Raw genomic sequence first — 18,612 nt, 5'->3', positions numbered from 1 at the left:
GGTCTGGTTGGCCCCGCCTCTCCGCGTGTTTCACGCGCTCATCGCCCGGCGCCGGGCGGCCCCGCGAAGGCTTGCGCGATCTCCAGCCAGCGCTGGGCGTCGGCCCCATGCGCAGTGATGTCGAGGGCACTGAGCGGGCGGCGCTGAGTGACCAGAAAACAGAAGTCTTCGGCCGAACCGGTGACTCGCTGGGCCGCGTCGGGGGATCCCCAGCTCCAAGTGTCGCCGCCGGGCGCGCGCAGCTCTACGAGGAACGGCTCGGCCGGTGGCTCCAGATTGTTCACAAAAAAGGCGTAGTCGCGGGTGCGCACCCCGAGATGTGCGATCGACCGCAGCCGATCGGTGGCCACCCGCTTGACGCCCAGCGCGTCGGCGACGTCCAGCCCGTGGGCCCACGTTTCCATCAACCGCGCGGTAGCCATTGACGCCGCACTCATCGGCGGCCCGAACCAGGGAAGTTTGCGCCCGGCCGGAACCAACAACAGCTCGTCGTGCAACCGGGCGCGCGTGATCCGCCAATCGGCCAGCAGTTCGGCCGGCGCCAGAGCGGCCAACTCTGCGGCGCCCGCGTCGACGAAGCCGGTCGGGTCGGCGGCGGCGGCCTTGAGCTCTTCGGCGAACCCGGCCTCATCGGTGACCGAGGTCAGCGCGACCCGGTCGGTCCACAACAGGTGGCCGATCTGATGGGCGATGGTCCAGCCGGGCGCGGGCGTCGGATCGGCCCAGCGTTCGGCCGGCAGCGGCGCGACCAGGGCGTCAAGCTCATCGCTTTCGGACCGTAGGTCAGCCACGATCGGTTCGGGACCCGCCATCATTGCCTCCGCTCGTCGGTTGCGCCCGCCGGGTAGCGATTATTCGCCTGCTCCGCGCGCCGGCCCAGGAAGCTGTGCATGGCCAGGCCGACCAGGTACAGCCCCGACCCGAACAGCGCGAATGCGGGTGCGTGCCCGTCATCGGGAATCAAGATGCCGGCCACCGTGATCGAGACGATGAACGCGACCCAGAACAGTGCGTCCTGTACGGCGAACACGTGCCCGCGAAGAGCGTCGTCGACGTCAATCTGGATCGCGGTGTCGGCGCAAAGCTTGACCATCTGGCCGGTGACGCCGAGCAAAAAGCCGCACCCGACCATGACGGGGAGCAGCAGCTCGGCGCCGGCGACCTCGATGATGGCCGACGCCGCCAACGCACCGTTGGCCGTCGCGTAACGCCCCCACCGGCGGATCGCCGGCGGTGTCAGCACGTTGGCCAAAAATGCGCCCAGGCCCGCGGCGCCGAAAAACAGTAACGCGGTGCCGAATCCCCCACCCTCGATGTTGGGCATGTGATGGACCAGCAACAAGACCAGCAGCGAGTTGATGCCGACGACCATCCGGTGGGTGGCCAACCCGGACAGGGTGGCAGCGACCGTCGGACGCTGCGCCACCGTCCGCGCCCCGTGCAGCCAGCCGGTGATCACCGCGTAGATGACCGGTCCGTGGATCGCTCGCCAGGTGTCGTCGGGGCCCAATGCCCGGGCACGGAATCGCCACGACAACAGCAACGCGATCGACACGGGAACCGCGGTGAGGAACACGATCGCCGAGGCGCCCTTGTCGCTGGCCCCGAAGATGAATCGGGGCACCAGCATGAAGTTTGCGCCGAAGAACGCTGCGATAGCCCCGGACGCGGTGGCGACCGAGTTCATCGTCACCACTTGCTCCCGCGGCACCACGTGCGGCAGCGACGCCGACAGCCCGGATCCGACGAACCGGGACAATCCGTTGGCGAACAGGGCCCCCAGCAGCAGCGGCAAGTCGCCGGCCCGCACCGCCAGGATCGTGCCGATCGCGGCGAACAGGATCAGCCGGCCCACGTTGGCACCGACGAGCACCAGGCGCCGATCCCATCGGTCCATCAGTGCACCGGCGAAAGGACCCAACAGCGAATACGGCAAGAACAGAACCGTGAAGGCGCGCGCGATGGACATCGGGTCGGCAGCCCGATCCGGGTTGAACAGCAGCGCCCCGGCCAGCGCCGCCTGGAACAAACCGTCGCCGAACTGGCTCGCCACCCGCACCTGCAGCAGCCGCCAGAAATCCGGCAAAGCGCGCACGGACCGCCAGACTTCGACGGGTGCGCTGGACTGCATCCGAGTTGGGATCACGAAACCGACTTCCACGATTGGGGTTGGCAAGGCTCGCGCGGTCAAAGCCGTCCCAATAACAGTACAAATCTCCGTGGCCCACCCCGTCGATTGCCCTGGGGCGACCGTGCGCTGGATGCGATGATGGTCTGGTGCCGCCGCCGGAGGATCCAGAGGACTACGTCGCACCCGCCGCGCAACGCGTGCGTGCGGGCACCTTGCTGCTCGCCAACACCGATCTCCTCGAACCGACGTTTCGGCGCAGCGTGATCTACATCGTCGAGCACAACGACGGCGGCACGCTGGGTGTTGTGCTGAACCGCGCCAGCGAAACCGCGGTGTACAACGTGTTGCCACAGTGGACCAAGCTGTCGGCCAAGCCGAAGACGATGTTCATCGGGGGCCCGGTGAAGCGTGACGCCGCGCTGTGTCTGGCGACGCTGCGCATCGGCGCCGACCCGCAGGACGCGCCGGGCCTGCGGCACGTGGACGGCCGGGTGGTGATGGTCGATCTGGACGCCGAGCCCGACGTGATCGCGCCGCTGGTCGAAGGGGTACGGATCTTCGCGGGATATTCGGGCTGGACCATCGGTCAGCTTGAAGGCGAGATCGAACGCGACGATTGGATTGTGTTGTCCGCCTTGCCATCCGATGTGTTAGTCGGACCGAGGTCGGATCTGTGGGGCCAAGTCCTGCGTCGCCAGCCGCTGCCGCTTTCGCTGCTCGCCACCCACCCCATCGACGTCAGCCGAAACTAGGGCCTCTCCCCCACTTCAGATCAGTGGCACGACTGCGTGCAGCCGGCGCAGCTGCCGCCACAGGTAGGCGCCGCCGCTTCCTGGCGCAGCGCGAAGCGCGCGCTCTGCCACGAGCCCGCGGCCAGCGTTCCCAGCGCGCCCACGACACAGACGATGAGCACAATCAGCGCGGTAGCCGGGACCGCGGCCATGGCCACCACGCCTCCGGCGGCCAGCATCACCGCGACCGCCAGCTGGGTCGGCGCCATCGCGCGCAGCGCCAATGCAGTGGCGCCGGAACTCCGGTTGTGTGCAAGCGACCAAGTGCCGAACCCCGCCGAGGCCACCGCCGCACACATGCACAGCACGCCCGCAATCAGCATGCGCTCACAATACGAGCCGGGTCACCGGCGCGCGAATCCGGCTCGGCGGGTGCCGGGGCCGCCGTCGTTAGTGCTGCAGGAACGAGAAGTTCGGGAGCGGGGGCAGGCCCGGCACCATGGCCAACAGACTGGGCGTGTGCTGCTGGCCCGCCATGGGTGCCTGTGCGGGGAGCCCGACCGGCGCCGCGGGCGAGGTCTGGGCGAGCGGTACGAGCGGGGTCGCGGCTGGTGCCGGGGCGACCGGAGCCGCGGCCGGTGCCGGGACAACTGGAGCCGCGGCCGGTGCCGGGGCAACCGGAGCAGCGAGTGGAGCCGGCGCGGTGGGAGCCTGCGCGACGGGAGCCTGTGCGGGCAGCCCAACCGGAGAGGCAGTGCGCGCCGGGGCGGGCGCGCCGGGCGCGCTCACGCGGAACCCGTTGATGATGGCGTCGGTGGCCGGTGCGTCGGCGACGCTCACCGCGCGATCGGTGGTCACCGACAGCGACACCAAATACTTGTCGGGTCCCGACGTGGCGATGACGTGGCGCCGCGACGTGTTGAGCGTCAAGTCACCGTCGCGATAGGTGCCTTCGACGACCGACGACGGGAAGCCACCGAAATCGGCCATCGAGGCGTTGGTGGGCTGCCACGCCGGCAGTTTCTGGCTGTCGACGTAGCCGTGGGTGATGGCCTCCTTCGGATCGAAGGCGCCCTCCAGCTTGTACACGACGACCTGGGCATTCGATGAATAAATGCTGCTGCCCTGCCGGTCGGCGATGACCGCGAACGCATCGGGCACGTTGGGATCAGGCACCTGGGTCCAGCGTGCGGGCACCGGCAACGTGATGTCGAGTGCCTTGAAGCCCTGGGCCTTCTGGGGTTCGAGCTTCACGCCCTTCGACTGCAGGAATTCGCGGATCGTTCCGGACGTCGCGGGAGCCGGGGCCGGGGCCGGGGCCGCCGGCGTGACGGCGGCCGGTGCCGTGGTGCCCGGGACCGCGGCGGTGGCCGGCGGGACGATCTGATTACCGGCCGGAGGGGCCGCGAGGTATCTGCTCGGCGGCACCAGCTCGGGCCCAAGATTCTGCGGCGCCGGCACGGGAATCGCGGGGACGGGTGCTGGCGCAGGAGGCAACGGGTCTGCGGATGCCGTGCCGCCCGCAACAACCGCCAGGCCCATCAGGCCGGCGACCATACCCCCGAGGAGTGCCCGGTGGCCGGGGACGATCTCAATCATCTGCGTCGGTCCTTCCAATGGCTCGATACCAGAAGCCGTCGATAGTGGCTGACTGTAACTACAGGTCAAAGGCGGTGAACAGGCTCGAAACACACCTGGGATGAACCCCTGATCGGTGCGCAATGGAACCGAGACCAACCTGTGGCCGGCGGCCCCGTCGTGTCGGCCCTTATACCCTGTTCAGGTGACCGACTCCCCGACCGCTTCGCCAGCAAGCAACTCTGGCGCCGCCCCGCCCGACTCCGACGCGCCGCCGCATCGCTACACCGCGACGCTGGCGGGCCGTATCGAGGGTGTGTGGCAGGAGAACTGGGCGAAGCTCGGAACGTTCAACGTGCCCAACCCGGTCGGCTCGCTGGCTCCGCTGGACGGCGCCGCCGTCCCGGACGACAAGTTGTTCGTGCAGGACATGTTTCCCTACCCGTCGGGGGAGGGTCTGCATGTCGGCCACCCGCTGGGCTACATCGCAACGGACGTGTACGCCCGCTACTTCCGGATGACCGGCCGTAACGTGTTGCATGCGTTGGGGTTTGACGCCTTCGGGCTGCCCGCCGAGCAGTATGCGGTGCAGACCGGCACCCACCCGCGCACCCGGACCGAGGCCAACGTCGTGAATTTCCGGCGCCAACTGGGGCGCCTGGGCCTCGCCCACGACAGCCGGCGCAGCTTCTCCACCACCGACGTCGAGTTCTACAAGTGGACCCAATGGATCTTCTTACAGATCTACAACGCCTGGTTCGACAGCGCCGCCAACAAGGCGCGCCCCATCGCCGAGCTGGTCGCCGAATTCGAGTCCGGTGTCCGCGGCCTCGAGGACGGGCGGGACTGGGCCGGGCTGTCGGCGGGGGAGCGCGCCGACGTGATCGACGGCCACCGGCTGGTCTACCGGGCCGACTCGATGGTGAACTGGTGTCCCGGCCTGGGCACCGTGCTGGCCAACGAAGAGGTCACCGCCGACGGCCGCAGCGACCGCGGCAACTTCCCGGTATTCCGGAAACGGTTGCGGCAGTGGATGATGCGGATCACCGCGTACTCCGACCGGCTGCTGGACGACCTCGAGGTGCTGGACTGGCCCGAACCCGTCAAGACCATGCAGCGCAACTGGATCGGCCGATCCACCGGTGCCAAAGCGCTGTTCGCGGCCCCCGGGCGCGACGGCGAGACGGTCGATATCGAGGTGTTCACCACCCGGCCCGACACGTTGTTCGGCGCCACCTACTTGGTGCTGGCGCCCGAGCACGACCTGGTCGATAGCTTGGTGGCGCCCGCCTGGCCGGAGGGCACCGACCCGCGCTGGACGTATGGCGCAGCCACACCCGGTGCGGCCGTTGCCGCCTACCGGCAGGCGATCGGGTCGAAGTCCGACCTCGAGCGTCAGGAAAGCAAAGCGAAGACCGGCGTCTTCTTGGGCGGCTATGCCGCCAATCCCACCAACGGGAAGCCCGTGCCGATCTTCATCGCCGACTATGTGTTGGCCGGCTACGGAACCGGGGCGATCATGGCGGTTCCCGGCCATGACCAGCGCGACTGGGACTTCGCCCACGAATTCGGCCTTCCGATCGTGGAAGTCATTGCCGGAGGCGACATTTCGGAATCCGCCTACGCCGGTGACGGGGTACTGGTCAACTCCGGCTTCCTCGACGGATTGGACGTGGCCGCGGCCAAGGAAAAGATCACCGCCCGCTTGGAGGCCGATGGCCGCGGCTGGGCACGCGTCGAATTCAAGTTGCGCGACTGGCTTTTCGCCCGTCAGCGTTACTGGGGCGAACCGTTCCCCATCGTCTACGACGCGGACGGACGTGCGCATGCACTCGACGAGGCCGCACTGCCGGTCGAGTTGCCCGATGTACCGGATTACTCGCCGGTGCTGTTCGACCCCGACGACGCCGACAGCGAGCCCTCGCCGCCGTTGGCCAAGGCGACGGAGTGGGTGCACGTCGAGCTGGACCTGGGCGACGGCCTGAAGCCCTACAGCCGGGACACCAACGTGATGCCGCAGTGGGCGGGCAGCTCCTGGTATGAACTGCGCTACACCGATCCGCACAATTCGGAAAGGTTCTGCGATAAGGAGAATGAGGCCTACTGGATGGGTCCGCGGCCGGCTGAGCACGGGCCGCAGGATCCGGGCGGGGTCGACCTGTACGTCGGCGGCGCCGAACACGCGGTGCTGCATCTGCTGTACGCGCGGTTCTGGCACAAGGTCCTATACGACCTGGGCCATGTGAGTTCCCGGGAGCCTTACCGTCGCCTGGTCAACCAGGGCTACATCCAGGCCTTCGCCTACACCGACGCGCGCGGGTCTTACGTGCCGGCCGAAGAAGTGGTCGAACGCGACGGCCGCTTCGTCTACCCGGGGCCCGGGGGAGAGGTCGAAGTCTTCCAGGAGTTCGGGAAAATCGGTAAGAGCCTGAAGAATTCGATCTCGCCCGACGAGATCTGCGACGACTACGGCGCTGACACCCTGCGGGTCTACGAGATGTCGATGGGCCCGCTGGAGGCGTCCCGGCCGTGGGCGACCAAGGACGTCGTGGGAGCCCACCGCTTCCTGCAGCGCGTGTGGCGGTTGGTGGTCGACGAGCAGACCGGTGACACCCGCGTGGTTGACGGGCCGGAGTTGGCGACCGGCACGCTTCGAGCGCTGCATCGCACCATCGCCGGCGTCGCGGAAGACTATGCCGCACTGCGCAATAACACCGCTGCGGCCAAACTCATCGAATACACCAACCATCTCACCAAGGAGCACCGTGACGCGGTGCCGCGCGCGGCGGTGGAGCCGCTGGTATTGATGTTGGCGCCCCTGGCCCCGCACATGGCCGAGGAATTGTGGCTGCGACTGGGCCACGAGACCCCGCTGGCGCACGGCCCGTTCCCAGTTGCCGACCCGGCCTATCTGGTCGACGACACGGTGGAGTACCCGGTGCAGGTGAACGGCAAGGTGCGCGGACGAGTGCAGGTGGCCGCCGACGCCGATCAGGACACCCTGAAGGCCGCGGCGCTCGCCGATGAAAAGGTTCAGGCGTTCCTGGCGGGGGCCAACCCGCGCAAGGTGATCGTGGTCCCCGGCCGGCTGGTCAACCTGGTTGTTTAGCGGCGCCTAATGCTGGGCGGGCCGCAGCACCACCTCGTGCATGTGTCCGTCGGGCGGGGTTGCCACCGCATCGGCGACCGCGGCCGCAACCGTTTCGGGCTTCAAAAACTTGGCGGGATCGTAGGTGCCGCCCTCGAACTCGACGAGTTCGCGTTGCATGGCGCTGTCGGTCCGGCCCGGATAGATCGTCGTCACCCGCAAATCGGATTCATCGCTGCGCAGCGAATCCGCGAAGGCGCGCAGCGCGAACTTACTGGCCGAGTAGGACGCCATACTCCGCGAAGCGTTGCGGCCCGCCCCGGAGTTGATGAACACCACCTGGCCGCGCGCTTGTCGCAGCGCCGGCAAGAGCGCCAGCGTGAGTTCCACCGGTCCAAAGACGTTTACCGCGAACGTGGCACGCCATTCGTCGACGTTCGAGTCGGCGACACTGCCGGGTATGGACAACCCCGCGTTGTGCACCAGCACGTCGAGTTCGTCCACGATTTCGCAGGCGGCTTCGATGTCCTCGGAGTCGGTGAGGTCCAGCGGAAACGTGGTGGCGCCGAGCCGCTCTGCGACCGCGTCGAGCCGCTCGGATGGCCGGCCGGCCAGCAGCAGGGTGTGCGTGGGGGCCAGCGCTGTGGCGATTGCCGATCCGATACCGCCGCCGGCGCCGGTGATGAGTGCATTGGGCATGCCCTGCAGTTTACCGACCGTGCCGTCGAAGACGGAAAGCGTTGAGGTAAAGCCCTTTTCAGGCTTCCTTGCGCGCGGGCGGTACGCCGGCGGGTCCGGACGTCGGGTCGCCGGAGGCCAGCCGCTCCAGCGGCGCCAGCGCCTGCATCAGGGTGTTGAGGTCAGACGTCGGGAGCTGGCTCAGCATCGCCGCCAACGAAGCGCGTCGATTGGCCAACGATTCACCGTGAACGGCCCGCCCCCGCGGGGTGATGTCCACGAGCACCGCACGCAGGTCGGACGGGTCGCGGGAACGCTTGACCAGACCTATTTTCTCCAGCCGGCGGATCGCCACGGTCGTGGTGGGAGTCCGCACCCGTTCGTGCGCGGCGAGATCGGTCATACGGATCGGGCCTTGGTCGAGCAACGTGACCAGAATCGACAACTGCGCCAGGGTCAGTTCCCCGGCCGCCGCCCCGCTGGGGTCCCCACGGCGGAGAATCGCGAACAATTTGGACAGCGCTCGGTGTAAACCTTCGGCGAGCTCGGCTACCTCGGCCGGGTTCGATTCGCTGTCTGACATAAATCGGGAGTCTATCCCGATATGAGGTGCCTACAAGGGAGCTATTGCCCACTAGTTATCCGGGATCAAAGGACTTGCGACAAAAACCGCTGCAGCCGTTCGGTCTGCGCGGCTTCGAATATCTGCTCAGGAGGGCCCGATTCCACGACCTTGCCGTGATCCATAAACATCACGGCGTCGGATGCCGACCGCGCGAAACCCATTTCGTGGGTTACCACAACCATTGTCATGCCGCCGGCGCCAAGGTCGGCAATGAGCTGCAGTACTCCCTTGACCATTTCGGGATCCAGCGCCGAGGTCGCCTCGTCGAAAAACATCACCTGCGGCGCCATCGCCAGCGCACGGGCAATCGCCACTCGCTGTTGTTGGCCGCCCGACAGCATGCCGGGGCGGGCAGCGGCCTTGTGCTTCAGGCCAACTCGGTCCAGCTGCGCCATCGCCAAGTCGCGGGCCTCGTCGGCGGGCAGCCGCCGCAGCTTTCGTGGCGCCATCGCGACGTTGTCCAGCACGCTGCGGTGCGGAAAGAGATTGAAATGCTGGAACACCATGCCGATACGCTGACGGAGCTCGTCGGGATCGTCGCGCAGCACCGATCTGCCATCCAGCAGAATGTCGCCGCTGTCGGGCTCGTACAGGCGGTTCAGGGTGCGCAGCAGTGTCGACTTGCCCGAGCCGGACGGCCCGATGACCGCCACGGTGCTGCCCGCGGGCACCTCGAGATCGACGCCCCGCAGCACCTTGCTTCCGCCCAGGGTTTGGTGAACGTCTTTGGCCGCCAGCGAGACTGACTCTCGCCCGTGGATGCCGGGGGTCACGTAATTTCCTGGCCGAATGTCGTTGCCAGCATGTCGGCGTCGTCGTCGGGCTTCGCGGTGCGGCGGCCGCGGCGCAGGCGGGTGTCGATGTAGTTGACCAAATGCGTTAGCGGAATGGTCAATAGCAGGTAGAAGAGTCCGGCGGCCACCAGCGGCGACAAGCTCCCGGTCTGTGCGTTGAGGTCTCGCCCGACCTGGAACAGTTCACGCTGGTCGGCGATCAGGCCCAGGAAGTACACCAGCGCGGAGGCCTTCAACAGCCCGATGGCCTGATTGACCAGGGCGGGCAGCACGCGCCGGATTCCCTGCGGTACCACCACCAGCCGCATGGCGGTGACGTAGCCGAAGCCGAGCGCCCGGGAGGCTTCGAGTTGGCCGGGGTCGACGCTTTGAATTCCGGAGCGCAGGATTTCGCCGATGTAGGCGGCGGCCATCAATCCCAGTGCGGCGATGCCGAGCGGATATGGATTCTTGTTGGTCAGCCCACCGACCAACGGGCCGATGCCCATCCCGATGAGCAAGATGATCACTACTTCGGGCAGGCCGCGGAAGATGTCGGTGTACACGCGCGCCGGCCAGCGCAACCAGCGCCGGGTGGAGATCCCCGCCATCGCCAGCACCATTCCGAACGCCAGGCCGATGACGAGCGCGCTGTTGGTCAGGATCAGGGTGTTGGGCAATCCGGTGGTGAACAGCATGGGGACGGCTTGCCGGTACATGTCCCAGTCGAAGAAGGAGTCACCCAACTGCGCCAGGGGTGATTTCGGTGCGGGCGGGCCCGCCGACGAACGGTGTTGCTTCGCGATCGCGGCGAAGTCCGGCAACTTGGGGACGGGCGCGGCCTTGGAACCGGGTTTCCATCCGGGCGGCATCGTCCGCGGCACCCACTGGGTGTACAGGTGCGCCCAGGTGCCGTCGGCGATGACGGCGTCCAGCCCGGAATTGAGCGCATCGATCAACGGCTTGTTGCCTTTGGCGACCGCGTAAGCCACGAAATTGCCTGGGCTGTAGGTATTCGCGGCGATCACCGCCGGATCGCCGGGACGAATGACGGTCGCCGCCAGGGTTCCGGGCGCTACCCAGGCGTCGATCTGGCGGGACTTCAGGCTGGCGTACAGGGTGGCGAAGCCCGGATACTTCACGGGTTGCAGATGCAGTACGTCGACGACGAAGGACTCCTCGACGGTGCCTTGCACGACGCCGATGCGCTGGCCGGCCGCGAGGTCGCGGAATTTGTGGATCGCGGAACCCGGCGGCACCACCAGCGAATAGAAGCCGAAGTCGTAGCCGTTGGTGAAGGAGACGGTGCGCCGACGCGCGTCGGTGGCCTTCACCGCGGCCGAGCCGACGTCGAAGCGCCGGGACGCTACCTGCGCCAGCAGCGCGGAAAAGTCGGTGCTGACGAAGCGGACCTGCAGATGCAGCTTGTCGGCGATGGCGCGCAGCAGTTGGTTGTCGAACCCGCTGAATTCGCCGGTGGGATTGATGCAGATGTTGGGCGGGGCGTCCGACAGCGTGCCGATCGTCAGGAGTCCCGGCGTGCCGAGGCCCAGAGAGCCGACGTCGACGGCGCTGAGCGGTTCGACGGATGCCGTTGTGTCGCGGTCGTCCTCGCCGGTCGTCGGGTTCTCGGTCAGATCTTTGGGCAGCGTCCTCGCGCTCTCCACGCCGGCCGGCGCGCATTGATTCCAGTCGGCGGCCGCCGGTCCGACCGGTCCGCCCAGCGCGAGGCCACACACCATGAGGACTGTCGCGGCCAGGCCGAGTGCCTTTCCGCGGCGCTTCGTGTGCCGGCCCACGCGCGAACTCATCAGTGTCACCGTAACGACTGAGCGGCGACCCGGCCCGCTCAGCGTCGGTTCACAGCGCCAGCGATGCCTCGCCGCAGATGGTGTCCGCGTCGGCGATTACCTGCAGCGGGCCGGGAACGACCCGGCTGATGTCGTCGGGCGGGGTGAAGACCCGCCGCCGGAACAGTTCGGCGAGCATCGTCTGGGCCATCAGGTAGGAGCGGTCGACGCACGCCGCCCGCGCGGCTTCGGGGTCGCGTCGGTGTATTGCCGAGGTCTCGTCTTCGTAGAACGGCAGCATGTCGTCGCGCCCGCTTTGATAGGTCGTCCAGAAGACGCGGGGGATGAGGTTCTGCGAGGCGCGGATGGTGGCATGCAGCCGCGGTCCGGCGTACTCGTCATTGACGGTGCGCCGATATTCGGCCGCGAGGTCGGTGAAGGCGCGCGAATCCTTCGCGGTGCGCAGCGAGCGCATGAGCGTATCGAGCTGTCCGAGGATTCGCGGCGTGGGATTGGTCGCCGCGCGTGCGGACGCGATCCCATTGAGCAGGCCGTCGAGCTCGTGATGCTCGAGGACGGTGGCCTCGTCGAACCGCTCGACGAAGGCGCCGCGGTGGTAGCGCGTGGAGACGATGCCGTCGTGTTCGAGTTGGACCAGTGCCTCTTGAATAGGCACCCGGCTCACACCCAAACCCAGCGCAATTTCGTTGCGGTCGACGCGGTCCCCGCTGCGCAGCTTCCCGGTCAACAACAGGTGGAGGACGTGCGAAACAACCAGGTCCTTTTCTTTGACCCCGTATTTCTTCGGCATCGTTTTCTTGAGTCTCTTTCACGGCCGGTGCGGCAATCTAGCGGTGAGAGTTTCTCATGAATTGACGGATGCGTTTATGTGTTTGGCCGACGAACATTAGGCGACTGCGGCCCGGCCGGTTTAGCGGCTATCGCGCCACTTGCATAGCGCTTCGGCGGCGGTCAGGTCGTAGTCCGGACCATTGACGCCCACGGTCAGCAGCGTCACACCCAGCGCGGTCAGGCCTTCGGCATTGGCGATCAATCCGTCTGTTCCCTCACCGCGGCGAACTCCGCTGTTGTTCTCGACGCCGGCCGACCTCTCGATGGTGGACGGGTCGCGCCCGACGGCGGCGCAATGCTCTTCCAGCACGGCCGCCGCGGCCGGATAGGTCTCGACGGTGGTGAAGCCGTGCCAGATGTCGCCGTGTTCGGCGACCATGCGCAGTGTTTTCCGCGGGCCCTTGCCGCCGATGAGGATCGGGATGTCGCGGGTGGGGGCCGGGTTCAGTTTGGCCAGCCGAGCTTGGATTCGGGGCAGTGCGGTCGCCAGGTCGTCCAGGCGGCTGCCGACGGTACCGAATTCATAGCCGTACTCGTCGTAGTCCTTTTGTTTCCAACCCGACCCGATGCCCAGGATGAGTCGGCCGTCGGAAATGTGGTCGACGGTGCGGGCCATATCGGCCAGCAGCTCCGGGTTGCGGTAGGAGTTGCACGTCACCAGCGCGCCGATCTGAATGCTCGATGTCTGCTCGGCCCAGGCTCCGAGCATCGTCCAGCATTCGAAATGCGCGCCGTCGGGATCGCCGTAGAGCGGGAAGAAGTGGTCCCAGTTGAAGGCGATGTCGACACCGATGTCTTCGCAGCGGCGCACGGCGTCGCGGATCTGGCTGTACTCGGGGGCGTGCTGAGGCTGCAGTTGCACACCGATTCGAACGGGACGGTCAGCAGAGGTCATGACCCCACCGTAGGCTCAGCGCGCGTCGAGCACCCCACGCAGAATGTCGATCAGCGCGCGGGGCTGGTCGCTTTGCACGGAATGGCCCGAATTCTCCACGACGTGCGCGGAGCGGAAATGCTTTGCGCGACGGCCGAGTTCGGCAGCGTCCTCGTCGCTGACGAAGCCCGATGAGCCACCGCGCACCAGGGTCACGGGGGCGGACAGCGCGTCGACGTCGTCCCAGAGACCGGCGAAGTCGGGGAAGGTGCGGATGGCGTCGTAGCGCCACGTCCAGTTGCCGTTGTCCAGCTTGCGCGAGTTGTGGAACACGCCGCGGCGCAGTGCCTTCACCTCGCGGTGCGGGGCCGCGGCGACCGTCAAGTCGAGCATGGCCTGGAAGCTGGGGAATTCGCGTTCCCCGTGCATCAGCGCCACCGTGCCCTGCTGCTCCTTGGTCATCTCGGAATGCCGTTGCAGCGCCGATGGGGTGACGTCGATCAGCACCAGTTCGTTGACCAGCTCGGGGGCCACCGCGCCCAGCCGGATCGCGGTCAATCCGCCCAGCGACATGCCGACGACGAGGTCGGCCGACGCGGCGTGTTCGCGCAGGATCGGCAGCAAGGTGTCGGCGTTGTGCTGCGGCGAGTAGTCGCCGTCCTCGCGCCAGGCGGAGTGGCCGTGACCGGGAAGGTCGACCGCCAGCGCGGGCTCACCGATGCCGACGATGATGGTGTCCCAGGTGTGCGCATTCTGCCCACCGCCGTGGACGAACACGATCCGCGGGGGAGCGCTGCCACCCCAGCGCAAGGCGCTGATCTTGGCTTCGCCCGTGCCGGACTCGACGCGTTCGGCGTCGGGCAGTGGGCCGGACACCCCGGCCTGCTCGGCGTTTTCGGACAGCAGCGAGAATTCGGACAGCCCGGCCAGTTCGTCTTCGGAGATCTCGGTCACGATCTTTGACACTAGCGCTGGCTACAAAACGTAGCGGCGGCGAATGCCGTGGAAGCGGTCCCACATCGCGGCGGTTCGCTCGGGTGAGCTCACCATGGCGGTCTCCTCGGGCAGGGCGCCGAGCAGGTCGTCGTATTTGACCACCCGGGTGTCGAGCACGGCAGGGTCGCCTTCGAGCATGTGCCGGTAGGTGAGGTTGCCGCGTTCGAAGCCCTGGGTGTCCAGCCAGTTGTGCACGCCGGGATCACGGTGAGCCATTACCAGGCGGATGCGGCCGTCGCGGTCGATCTCGGTGCGGCTCGGCGTGTAGCTCACCGGGCGATACAGGTAGTCCATGCTGTTGAAGAAGACGCCCATGTTGGTGAACATCCACAGCCCGTCGTGCGCCTCGAATTCGACGATCAGTGCCTCGTCGGCGGCCAGCTCCCAATACATGTTGGCGGCGGCCCGGCCGCGTTTGTTGTCCGCGGCGGTGGCGCCGACGCGCGGGAAAGTGTTCGGGTGCTCGGCGTCGACGCCTCCGTAGGTGAACGGGAATTCGGGCCAATCGTTCATCAGGCCGATGACGAAGTCACCGGCCCAGCCCATCGCCGCGATCATGTCGGCGGGGGTGGGCAACGGCTTGGGCGAGGCCATGTCGGTGCGTTCGATGCACAGCCGCGCCGGCGACTCGTCCCAGCGGTCAAACCCCTGGCGGATGAACAGTTTTCGTGACTCCGGTGTGGTGGGCAGCCAATTGGGGCCGCGCTCGGGTCCTCCGACGTACAGCTCGAATCCCCCGTCCTCGCCGACATCGAGTTGATGGCCGAGCAGGTTGGCCTGTGGGGTGTCGCCGAACGGCTCGTGCAGGACGCCCGGGCCGGGCGTGCGCCGGCCCTGCACGGTGACGTTGAAGAAGCGCGAGGTCCCGCGGGAGCCGGTGAGCCGGTAGGTCGAGCGCCCGTCGATCCATGCCTGTTGATAGGTGAAGTCGGCGCAGTCTCCGCCGAGCTTGCGGGTCGGACCGCAGAACGTGTGCAGCGCCGGGTAGCCGGTGTCGCGAGTTTCCAGGGCCAGATCGAAGGCCTGGCCCAGGTTCTGGGTGAGGAACCGGTACGCGTCGACGCGGTGCGATGCGGCGGCGGGGTTGGCGGCTTTGAAGACCCGCTCGCCCGCGCGCTGCAGCTGGGCGCAGAATTCAGTCCAGGCCGATTGCAGCGCCGCGTCGTCAGGGCCATCGCCGAATCCCATTGTCACGGAGCCGATCTGGTCAGCATCGCTCCCGCCACGTCGCAGGCGCGTCGCGCGGATCGCAGGCGGCCCTCGGCCTCGATGCGGGGACCGATCAATTCCAGGTCGAATCCGTGGGCGTAGCCGCCGGCCAGGGCCTGGGCGACGAACGCTTCGAGTGGGATCACGCCGTCACCGGGCACCGCGCGACCCGGGAGCGCCCGGTCACCCAGCACGTAATCGCTGAGCTGGATGAGCTCGGTTCGGGGCAATGCCCGCTGCACCATCGCTTCGACATCGCCCTCCGCCCAGCAGTGGAACAGCTCGATGCAGACGCCGAGCCCGCTCATTTCGGCCAGCGTGATGGTATCGCGCAGGGTGTGGGCGATATGAATGTCGGCGTAGAGGCTCGAGGCGTTCTCGACCGCCAGCGCCACGCCCGCCCTCTTCGCGTGCTCGACGCAGGGCGCGATCATCGCGCTGAAGCGATCGGCCGCCTGCGGCCAGCTCAGTGCGCCCCGCCCGCCGGTCAACATATAGACCACGCGCGCGCCGACCGTGGCCGCGGCGTCGATCACCGTCAGCAGGGCGTCGCGCGCCGCGGGTCCGGCGGTGTCCAGCCGGCCCCCGCCGAAGATGTGGCAGACCGCTTCAACGGTATAGTCATTGCGCTGCAACAGCTTTGGAAATTCCGGATCGACTAGTTGGCTGTCCAGGATGCTCAACCGGGACACTCCGAGCGCCGCCCAGTGTTCCTCGAGCGCGGCCAGCGGTTCGCCGTAGAAGGTGACGTTGTGCACCGACAGCCGTTCGTGTGCGCCCGTCATATCAGGACCGGTTCTCGATCGCCACGCCGAATCGCTCACGGAACGGCTGGAATTCGGCGTGCAGCGCGTCGAGATCTTCACCGATGTCGGTCAGCAGTTGGGTGGAGTAGTGAAACTTGCCGTAGCGGTCGCCGCGATTGTCGGCCAGATAGGCGCGCATCGCCGCTTCGGCTTCCGGGGTAACCTCGCGACCGGCGAATGCGTAGTAGCGCTGCACCGTTCCGACTTGGTCGGCAATGAAGTCGGTGTAGCGGACGTGCAGGATGCGTGGATCGTCGACCATGGGGTTGCTCATGGTGTTGGCGACGCCGGCACGGGTCAACTCCAGGTGCATCTTCGCCAGGGCGTGCAGGTCGACGGGACCGACCATGCCTTCGGCGATGTCGGCCATCATCATGGTGCGTGAGGCCGCGACCTGCACCGGATCGCGGTGCAACCACACCAGGGTCGCGTCAGGGTAGGCGTCGAACATCTCCTTGAGCCGGAAGCCATGGAAACCCTTCAGCACCCAGTACTTTCGCGAACGGTTGTATTGCAATTGCTGCAGCATGGCCTTGTGCAGCCGGTACTGCGCGGCCGCGTCGGTCGCCAGACCTCCGACCAGCGACTGCATCGGGACCCGCCACCACGCGGTGGGCGTCATCACCCGAAAGTCGAACGCCCAGGTCCGTTCGTCTTCGGGAAGGCCGTCGCCCAGCATGTCGTTGTAGGGGTGGCTGTGCAGCCATTTCGGCATTTTTGCGTTGATCTCACGCCAGTCCGCGTCGGCCCGCGTCCGGCGGGCGTCGTCGGGTGCGGCCAGTCCCGGCGGTGGCGACGGGTACATCACCTCCCAGAACCGCAACGCCCGAGCGTCCGGGTCGACGGCCATCAGGGCGTGCATAAGCGTTGTCCCCGAACGGGGTTCGCCGGTGACGAACATCGGTGAGTCGATCACTTCGGCGCCGATCGGGTAGCGGTTGCGGTCCTCGATGAATTCCAGACGCGATGTCAGCAGCCAGCGACACACCTGTGCGGCTTCGAAGCGGCCATCGGCATCCATGCCCAGGCCGTTCAGGTGCTCGACCGCGACGGCGAAGCGTTCCGGCAGGGTGGGGTCGCCGTAGTCTCGCAATCCGGTTTCCGCCTCGGCGGCGGCGAGCATCTCCGCCGCGTCCAGACGTGCAGTCACGACAGCTCTCCGCAGAGCCGCACGAGTTCGTCTTCGGCCGCAAGGACATTCGCCGCGGAAGCCTGCGCGTATTTCACCCCGGCCATGGCGCCGTAATCGAGGATTTTGGGCACGCGCAGACCCGCGTCCACGTACGTCTTGACAATTTTGGCGACCTCTTTCGGTGTGCCATGGGGGACGACGGCCAGGACCATTTCGGGTCGCACGTTGTCCAGAAACTCCACGATCCGCTCGCGGGTGAGTACGGCCGGATCGATGTCCTGGAATCCGCGCCAACCATCGCCCATGGGGTGCTCGAATCCGAAGTCGTGCAATGTCTTCGCGGAGACCTGCAGCAGAAAGGCCTTGACCAGTGGCGCCTGCAGGATCTCGGCGAGGGCGTCGTCGTCCGCACCGATCAGGCACACCTGGATGAAGCATGGCGTGATCGCCAGCGGATCGCGGCCGGCGCGTTCTGCGGATGCCCGCACCACGGACAGCATCTGCGCGTAGTGCTCCGGAGTCCACGCGCCCGCCGGCCACCACCCGTCGGCATGCCGGCCCGCGAGGTCGAGCATCCGCGGGCCGCTGGCGCCGATCCAGATCTGCGGTAGCCGGCCTTCGTAGGGTTCGGTGTCCAGCCGGGCGTGGTGCAGCGAGTAGAACCGGCCGTCGAAGTCGACCGGGCCGTCGCTTTCCCACAGCAGCCGGATCACCGCCAGCGCCTCCTCGAAGCGGCTGACCGAACGCGAGAAGTCGAAGCCGTAGGGCAGTGTGTTCTCACTCTCGCCGCTGCCCAGTCCGAGGATGAACCGGCCCTTGGCGAGATGGTCGATGGTGAGCGCGGTCTGGGCCAGCAGGGCGGGATGGCGCCGCACCGTGTCGACGACGGCGCTGACCAGTGGAACCCGCTCGGTCAGGACCGCGGCCGCAGCGGCTACCGCCAAGCCGTCCAGATGTCGGTGCGGCGATGGGGAAGCGGTGGCCAGGTCGGTGAACTCGGCAGTCCAGATCGAGTCCGGCCAGAAGCTGACCATGTGGTCGGGCAGCCAGATGGAGTGGTAGCGACCACTGTCGAGCTCCGCGAGCCGGGACAGGTCGAGGGGGAGCGTCGTGCGAAGAAACGCTGCGGGTTGAACGGTCATCGACAGTGATGCTAAGCAACTGCACAGCGTCGTGTCGATGGAATGGTCGTGGCGCCCCAGACATGACAGCGCCCCGGCCATTAGGTGATCCACGGTTTCGCTAGCGCATGTGCCAGCGCTTTGGAGAGTTACCTAATGGCCGGGGCGACCGGCCGGCTTTAGCCCTCGATGATGAACTCTTCGAGCTGGGCGCGTGCGATGTCGTCG

The 18,612-nt window shown here is 67.2% G+C and carries 17 protein-coding genes; 2 read left to right on the top strand and 15 right to left on the bottom strand.

The features are described 5' to 3' along the window. Positions 1 to 38 precede the first annotated feature (38 nt). Together A5688_RS23450 and A5688_RS23445 are read right to left on the bottom strand one after the other, a co-directional pair. Positions 39 to 812, bottom strand: coding sequence for a TIGR03084 family metal-binding protein (locus tag A5688_RS23450; protein WP_067838344.1), 774 nt, complete (start codon positions 810 to 812; stop codon positions 39 to 41). Next, positions 812 to 2,131 (bottom strand): MFS transporter, encoded by a 1,320-nt coding sequence (locus tag A5688_RS23445; RefSeq protein ID WP_067838347.1) that lies wholly within the window; start codon positions 2,129 to 2,131, stop codon positions 812 to 814. Before A5688_RS23445 ends, A5688_RS23450 begins: the two co-directional genes overlap by 1 nt. A gap of 143 nt (positions 2,132 to 2,274) precedes the next feature. Here A5688_RS23445 and A5688_RS23440 point away from each other — a divergent pair, with 143 nt between their 5' ends. After that, complete coding sequence (locus tag A5688_RS23440; protein WP_120312230.1) at positions 2,275 to 2,883, top strand: YqgE/AlgH family protein; 609 nt, start codon at positions 2,275 to 2,277, stop codon at positions 2,881 to 2,883. Between the two features lie 20 nt (positions 2,884 to 2,903). Here the strand turns inward: A5688_RS23440 and A5688_RS23435 are convergent, their stop codons facing one another. Both A5688_RS23435 and A5688_RS23430 read right to left on the bottom strand, forming a co-directional pair. After that, positions 2,904 to 3,245, bottom strand: coding sequence for a hypothetical protein (locus tag A5688_RS23435; RefSeq protein WP_067838293.1), 342 nt, complete (start codon positions 3,243 to 3,245; stop codon positions 2,904 to 2,906). 67 nt (positions 3,246 to 3,312) lie between these two features. After that, complete coding sequence (locus A5688_RS23430) at positions 3,313 to 4,461, bottom strand: LpqN/LpqT family lipoprotein (protein ID WP_067838341.1); 1,149 nt, start codon at positions 4,459 to 4,461, stop codon at positions 3,313 to 3,315. Between the two features lie 184 nt (positions 4,462 to 4,645). Between A5688_RS23430 and leuS the strand changes: the two genes are divergently transcribed. Further along, positions 4,646 to 7,549 (top strand): leucine--tRNA ligase, encoded by a 2,904-nt coding sequence (gene leuS, locus A5688_RS23425; protein ID WP_067838290.1) that lies wholly within the window; start codon positions 4,646 to 4,648, stop codon positions 7,547 to 7,549. A 6-nt stretch (positions 7,550 to 7,555) separates the two neighbouring features. On the opposite strand, the gene A5688_RS23420 is transcribed toward leuS, so the two are convergent. The 11 genes from A5688_RS23420 to A5688_RS23370 all read right to left on the bottom strand — a co-directional run bounded on the left by A5688_RS23420 (position 7,556) and on the right by A5688_RS23370 (position 18,405). Then, positions 7,556 to 8,227, bottom strand: coding sequence for an SDR family oxidoreductase (locus tag A5688_RS23420; RefSeq protein WP_067838287.1), 672 nt, complete (start codon positions 8,225 to 8,227; stop codon positions 7,556 to 7,558). A 58-nt stretch (positions 8,228 to 8,285) separates the two neighbouring features. After that, positions 8,286 to 8,789 (bottom strand): MarR family winged helix-turn-helix transcriptional regulator, encoded by a 504-nt coding sequence (locus tag A5688_RS23415; RefSeq protein ID WP_067838284.1) that lies wholly within the window; start codon positions 8,787 to 8,789, stop codon positions 8,286 to 8,288. A gap of 65 nt (positions 8,790 to 8,854) precedes the next feature. Beyond that, a complete protein-coding gene (locus A5688_RS23410) occupies positions 8,855 to 9,592 on the bottom strand; it encodes an amino acid ABC transporter ATP-binding protein (protein WP_431602704.1) in 738 nt (245 codons plus the stop codon). An 8-nt stretch (positions 9,593 to 9,600) separates the two neighbouring features. After that, positions 9,601 to 11,415 (bottom strand): ABC transporter substrate-binding protein/permease, encoded by a 1,815-nt coding sequence (locus A5688_RS23405; RefSeq protein WP_067838279.1) that lies wholly within the window; start codon positions 11,413 to 11,415, stop codon positions 9,601 to 9,603. A 49-nt stretch (positions 11,416 to 11,464) separates the two neighbouring features. Then, positions 11,465 to 12,205, bottom strand: coding sequence for a GntR family transcriptional regulator (locus A5688_RS23400; RefSeq protein WP_067838276.1), 741 nt, complete (start codon positions 12,203 to 12,205; stop codon positions 11,465 to 11,467). 120 nt (positions 12,206 to 12,325) lie between these two features. Then, positions 12,326 to 13,141, bottom strand: a complete 816-nt coding sequence (locus tag A5688_RS23395) for an LLM class F420-dependent oxidoreductase (protein ID WP_067838273.1) — start codon at positions 13,139 to 13,141, stop codon at positions 12,326 to 12,328. Positions 13,142 to 13,156: 15 nt separating this feature from the next. Then, positions 13,157 to 14,074 (bottom strand): alpha/beta fold hydrolase, encoded by a 918-nt coding sequence (locus tag A5688_RS23390; RefSeq protein WP_067838338.1) that lies wholly within the window; start codon positions 14,072 to 14,074, stop codon positions 13,157 to 13,159. Between the two features lie 21 nt (positions 14,075 to 14,095). Continuing rightward, the gene (locus tag A5688_RS23385) at positions 14,096 to 15,304 is read right to left on the bottom strand and encodes a DUF1214 domain-containing protein (protein WP_067838270.1); all 1,209 of its coding nucleotides are present in this window, start codon (positions 15,302 to 15,304) and stop codon (positions 14,096 to 14,098) included. A gap of 2 nt (positions 15,305 to 15,306) precedes the next feature. Next, entirely contained in the window at positions 15,307 to 16,110 is an 804-nt protein-coding gene (locus A5688_RS23380; RefSeq protein WP_067838267.1) for a sugar phosphate isomerase/epimerase family protein, read from the bottom strand. A gap of 1 nt (position 16,111) precedes the next feature. Then, positions 16,112 to 17,281 carry a sulfotransferase family protein gene (locus A5688_RS23375; RefSeq protein WP_067838264.1) on the bottom strand — a complete coding sequence of 390 codons (1,170 nt, stop codon included), beginning with the start codon at positions 17,279 to 17,281 and terminating at the stop codon, positions 16,112 to 16,114. After that, the gene (locus A5688_RS23370) at positions 17,278 to 18,405 is read right to left on the bottom strand and encodes an LLM class flavin-dependent oxidoreductase (protein WP_067914810.1); all 1,128 of its coding nucleotides are present in this window, start codon (positions 18,403 to 18,405) and stop codon (positions 17,278 to 17,280) included. Before A5688_RS23370 ends, A5688_RS23375 begins: the two co-directional genes overlap by 4 nt. Positions 18,406 to 18,612: the final 207 nt, after the last annotated feature.

The sequence above is a fragment of the Mycobacterium mantenii genome (assembly GCF_001667865.1).
Taxonomy (GTDB): Bacteria; Actinomycetota; Actinomycetes; order Mycobacteriales; family Mycobacteriaceae; genus Mycobacterium; species Mycobacterium mantenii_A.
The sequence above is the reverse complement of the archived record's forward strand: the minus strand, read 5'-3'. Positions and strand labels throughout refer to the sequence as shown.

Coding starts and splice junctions, on each gene's coding strand:
- A5688_RS23450 (WP_067838344.1), bottom strand. CDS start 812: ATGGCGGGTCCCGAACCGATCGTGGCTGACCTACGGTCCGAAAGCGAT.
- A5688_RS23445 (WP_067838347.1), bottom strand. CDS start 2,131: ATGCAGTCCAGCGCACCCGTCGAAGTCTGGCGGTCCGTGCGCGCTTTG.
- A5688_RS23435 (WP_067838293.1), bottom strand. CDS start 3,245: ATGCTGATTGCGGGCGTGCTGTGCATGTGTGCGGCGGTGGCCTCGGCG.
- A5688_RS23430 (WP_067838341.1), bottom strand. CDS start 4,461: ATGATTGAGATCGTCCCCGGCCACCGGGCACTCCTCGGGGGTATGGTC.
- A5688_RS23420 (WP_067838287.1), bottom strand. CDS start 8,227: ATGCCCAATGCACTCATCACCGGCGCCGGCGGCGGTATCGGATCGGCA.
- A5688_RS23415 (WP_067838284.1), bottom strand. CDS start 8,789: ATGTCAGACAGCGAATCGAACCCGGCCGAGGTAGCCGAGCTCGCCGAA.
- A5688_RS23405 (WP_067838279.1), bottom strand. CDS start 11,415: ATGAGTTCGCGCGTGGGCCGGCACACGAAGCGCCGCGGAAAGGCACTC.
- A5688_RS23400 (WP_067838276.1), bottom strand. CDS start 12,205: ATGCCGAAGAAATACGGGGTCAAAGAAAAGGACCTGGTTGTTTCGCAC.
- A5688_RS23395 (WP_067838273.1), bottom strand. CDS start 13,141: ATGACCTCTGCTGACCGTCCCGTTCGAATCGGTGTGCAACTGCAGCCT.
- A5688_RS23385 (WP_067838270.1), bottom strand. CDS start 15,304: ATGGGATTCGGCGATGGCCCTGACGACGCGGCGCTGCAATCGGCCTGG.
- A5688_RS23380 (WP_067838267.1), bottom strand. CDS start 16,110: ATGACGGGCGCACACGAACGGCTGTCGGTGCACAACGTCACCTTCTAC.
- A5688_RS23370 (WP_067914810.1), bottom strand. CDS start 18,405: ATGACCGTTCAACCCGCAGCGTTTCTTCGCACGACGCTCCCCCTCGAC.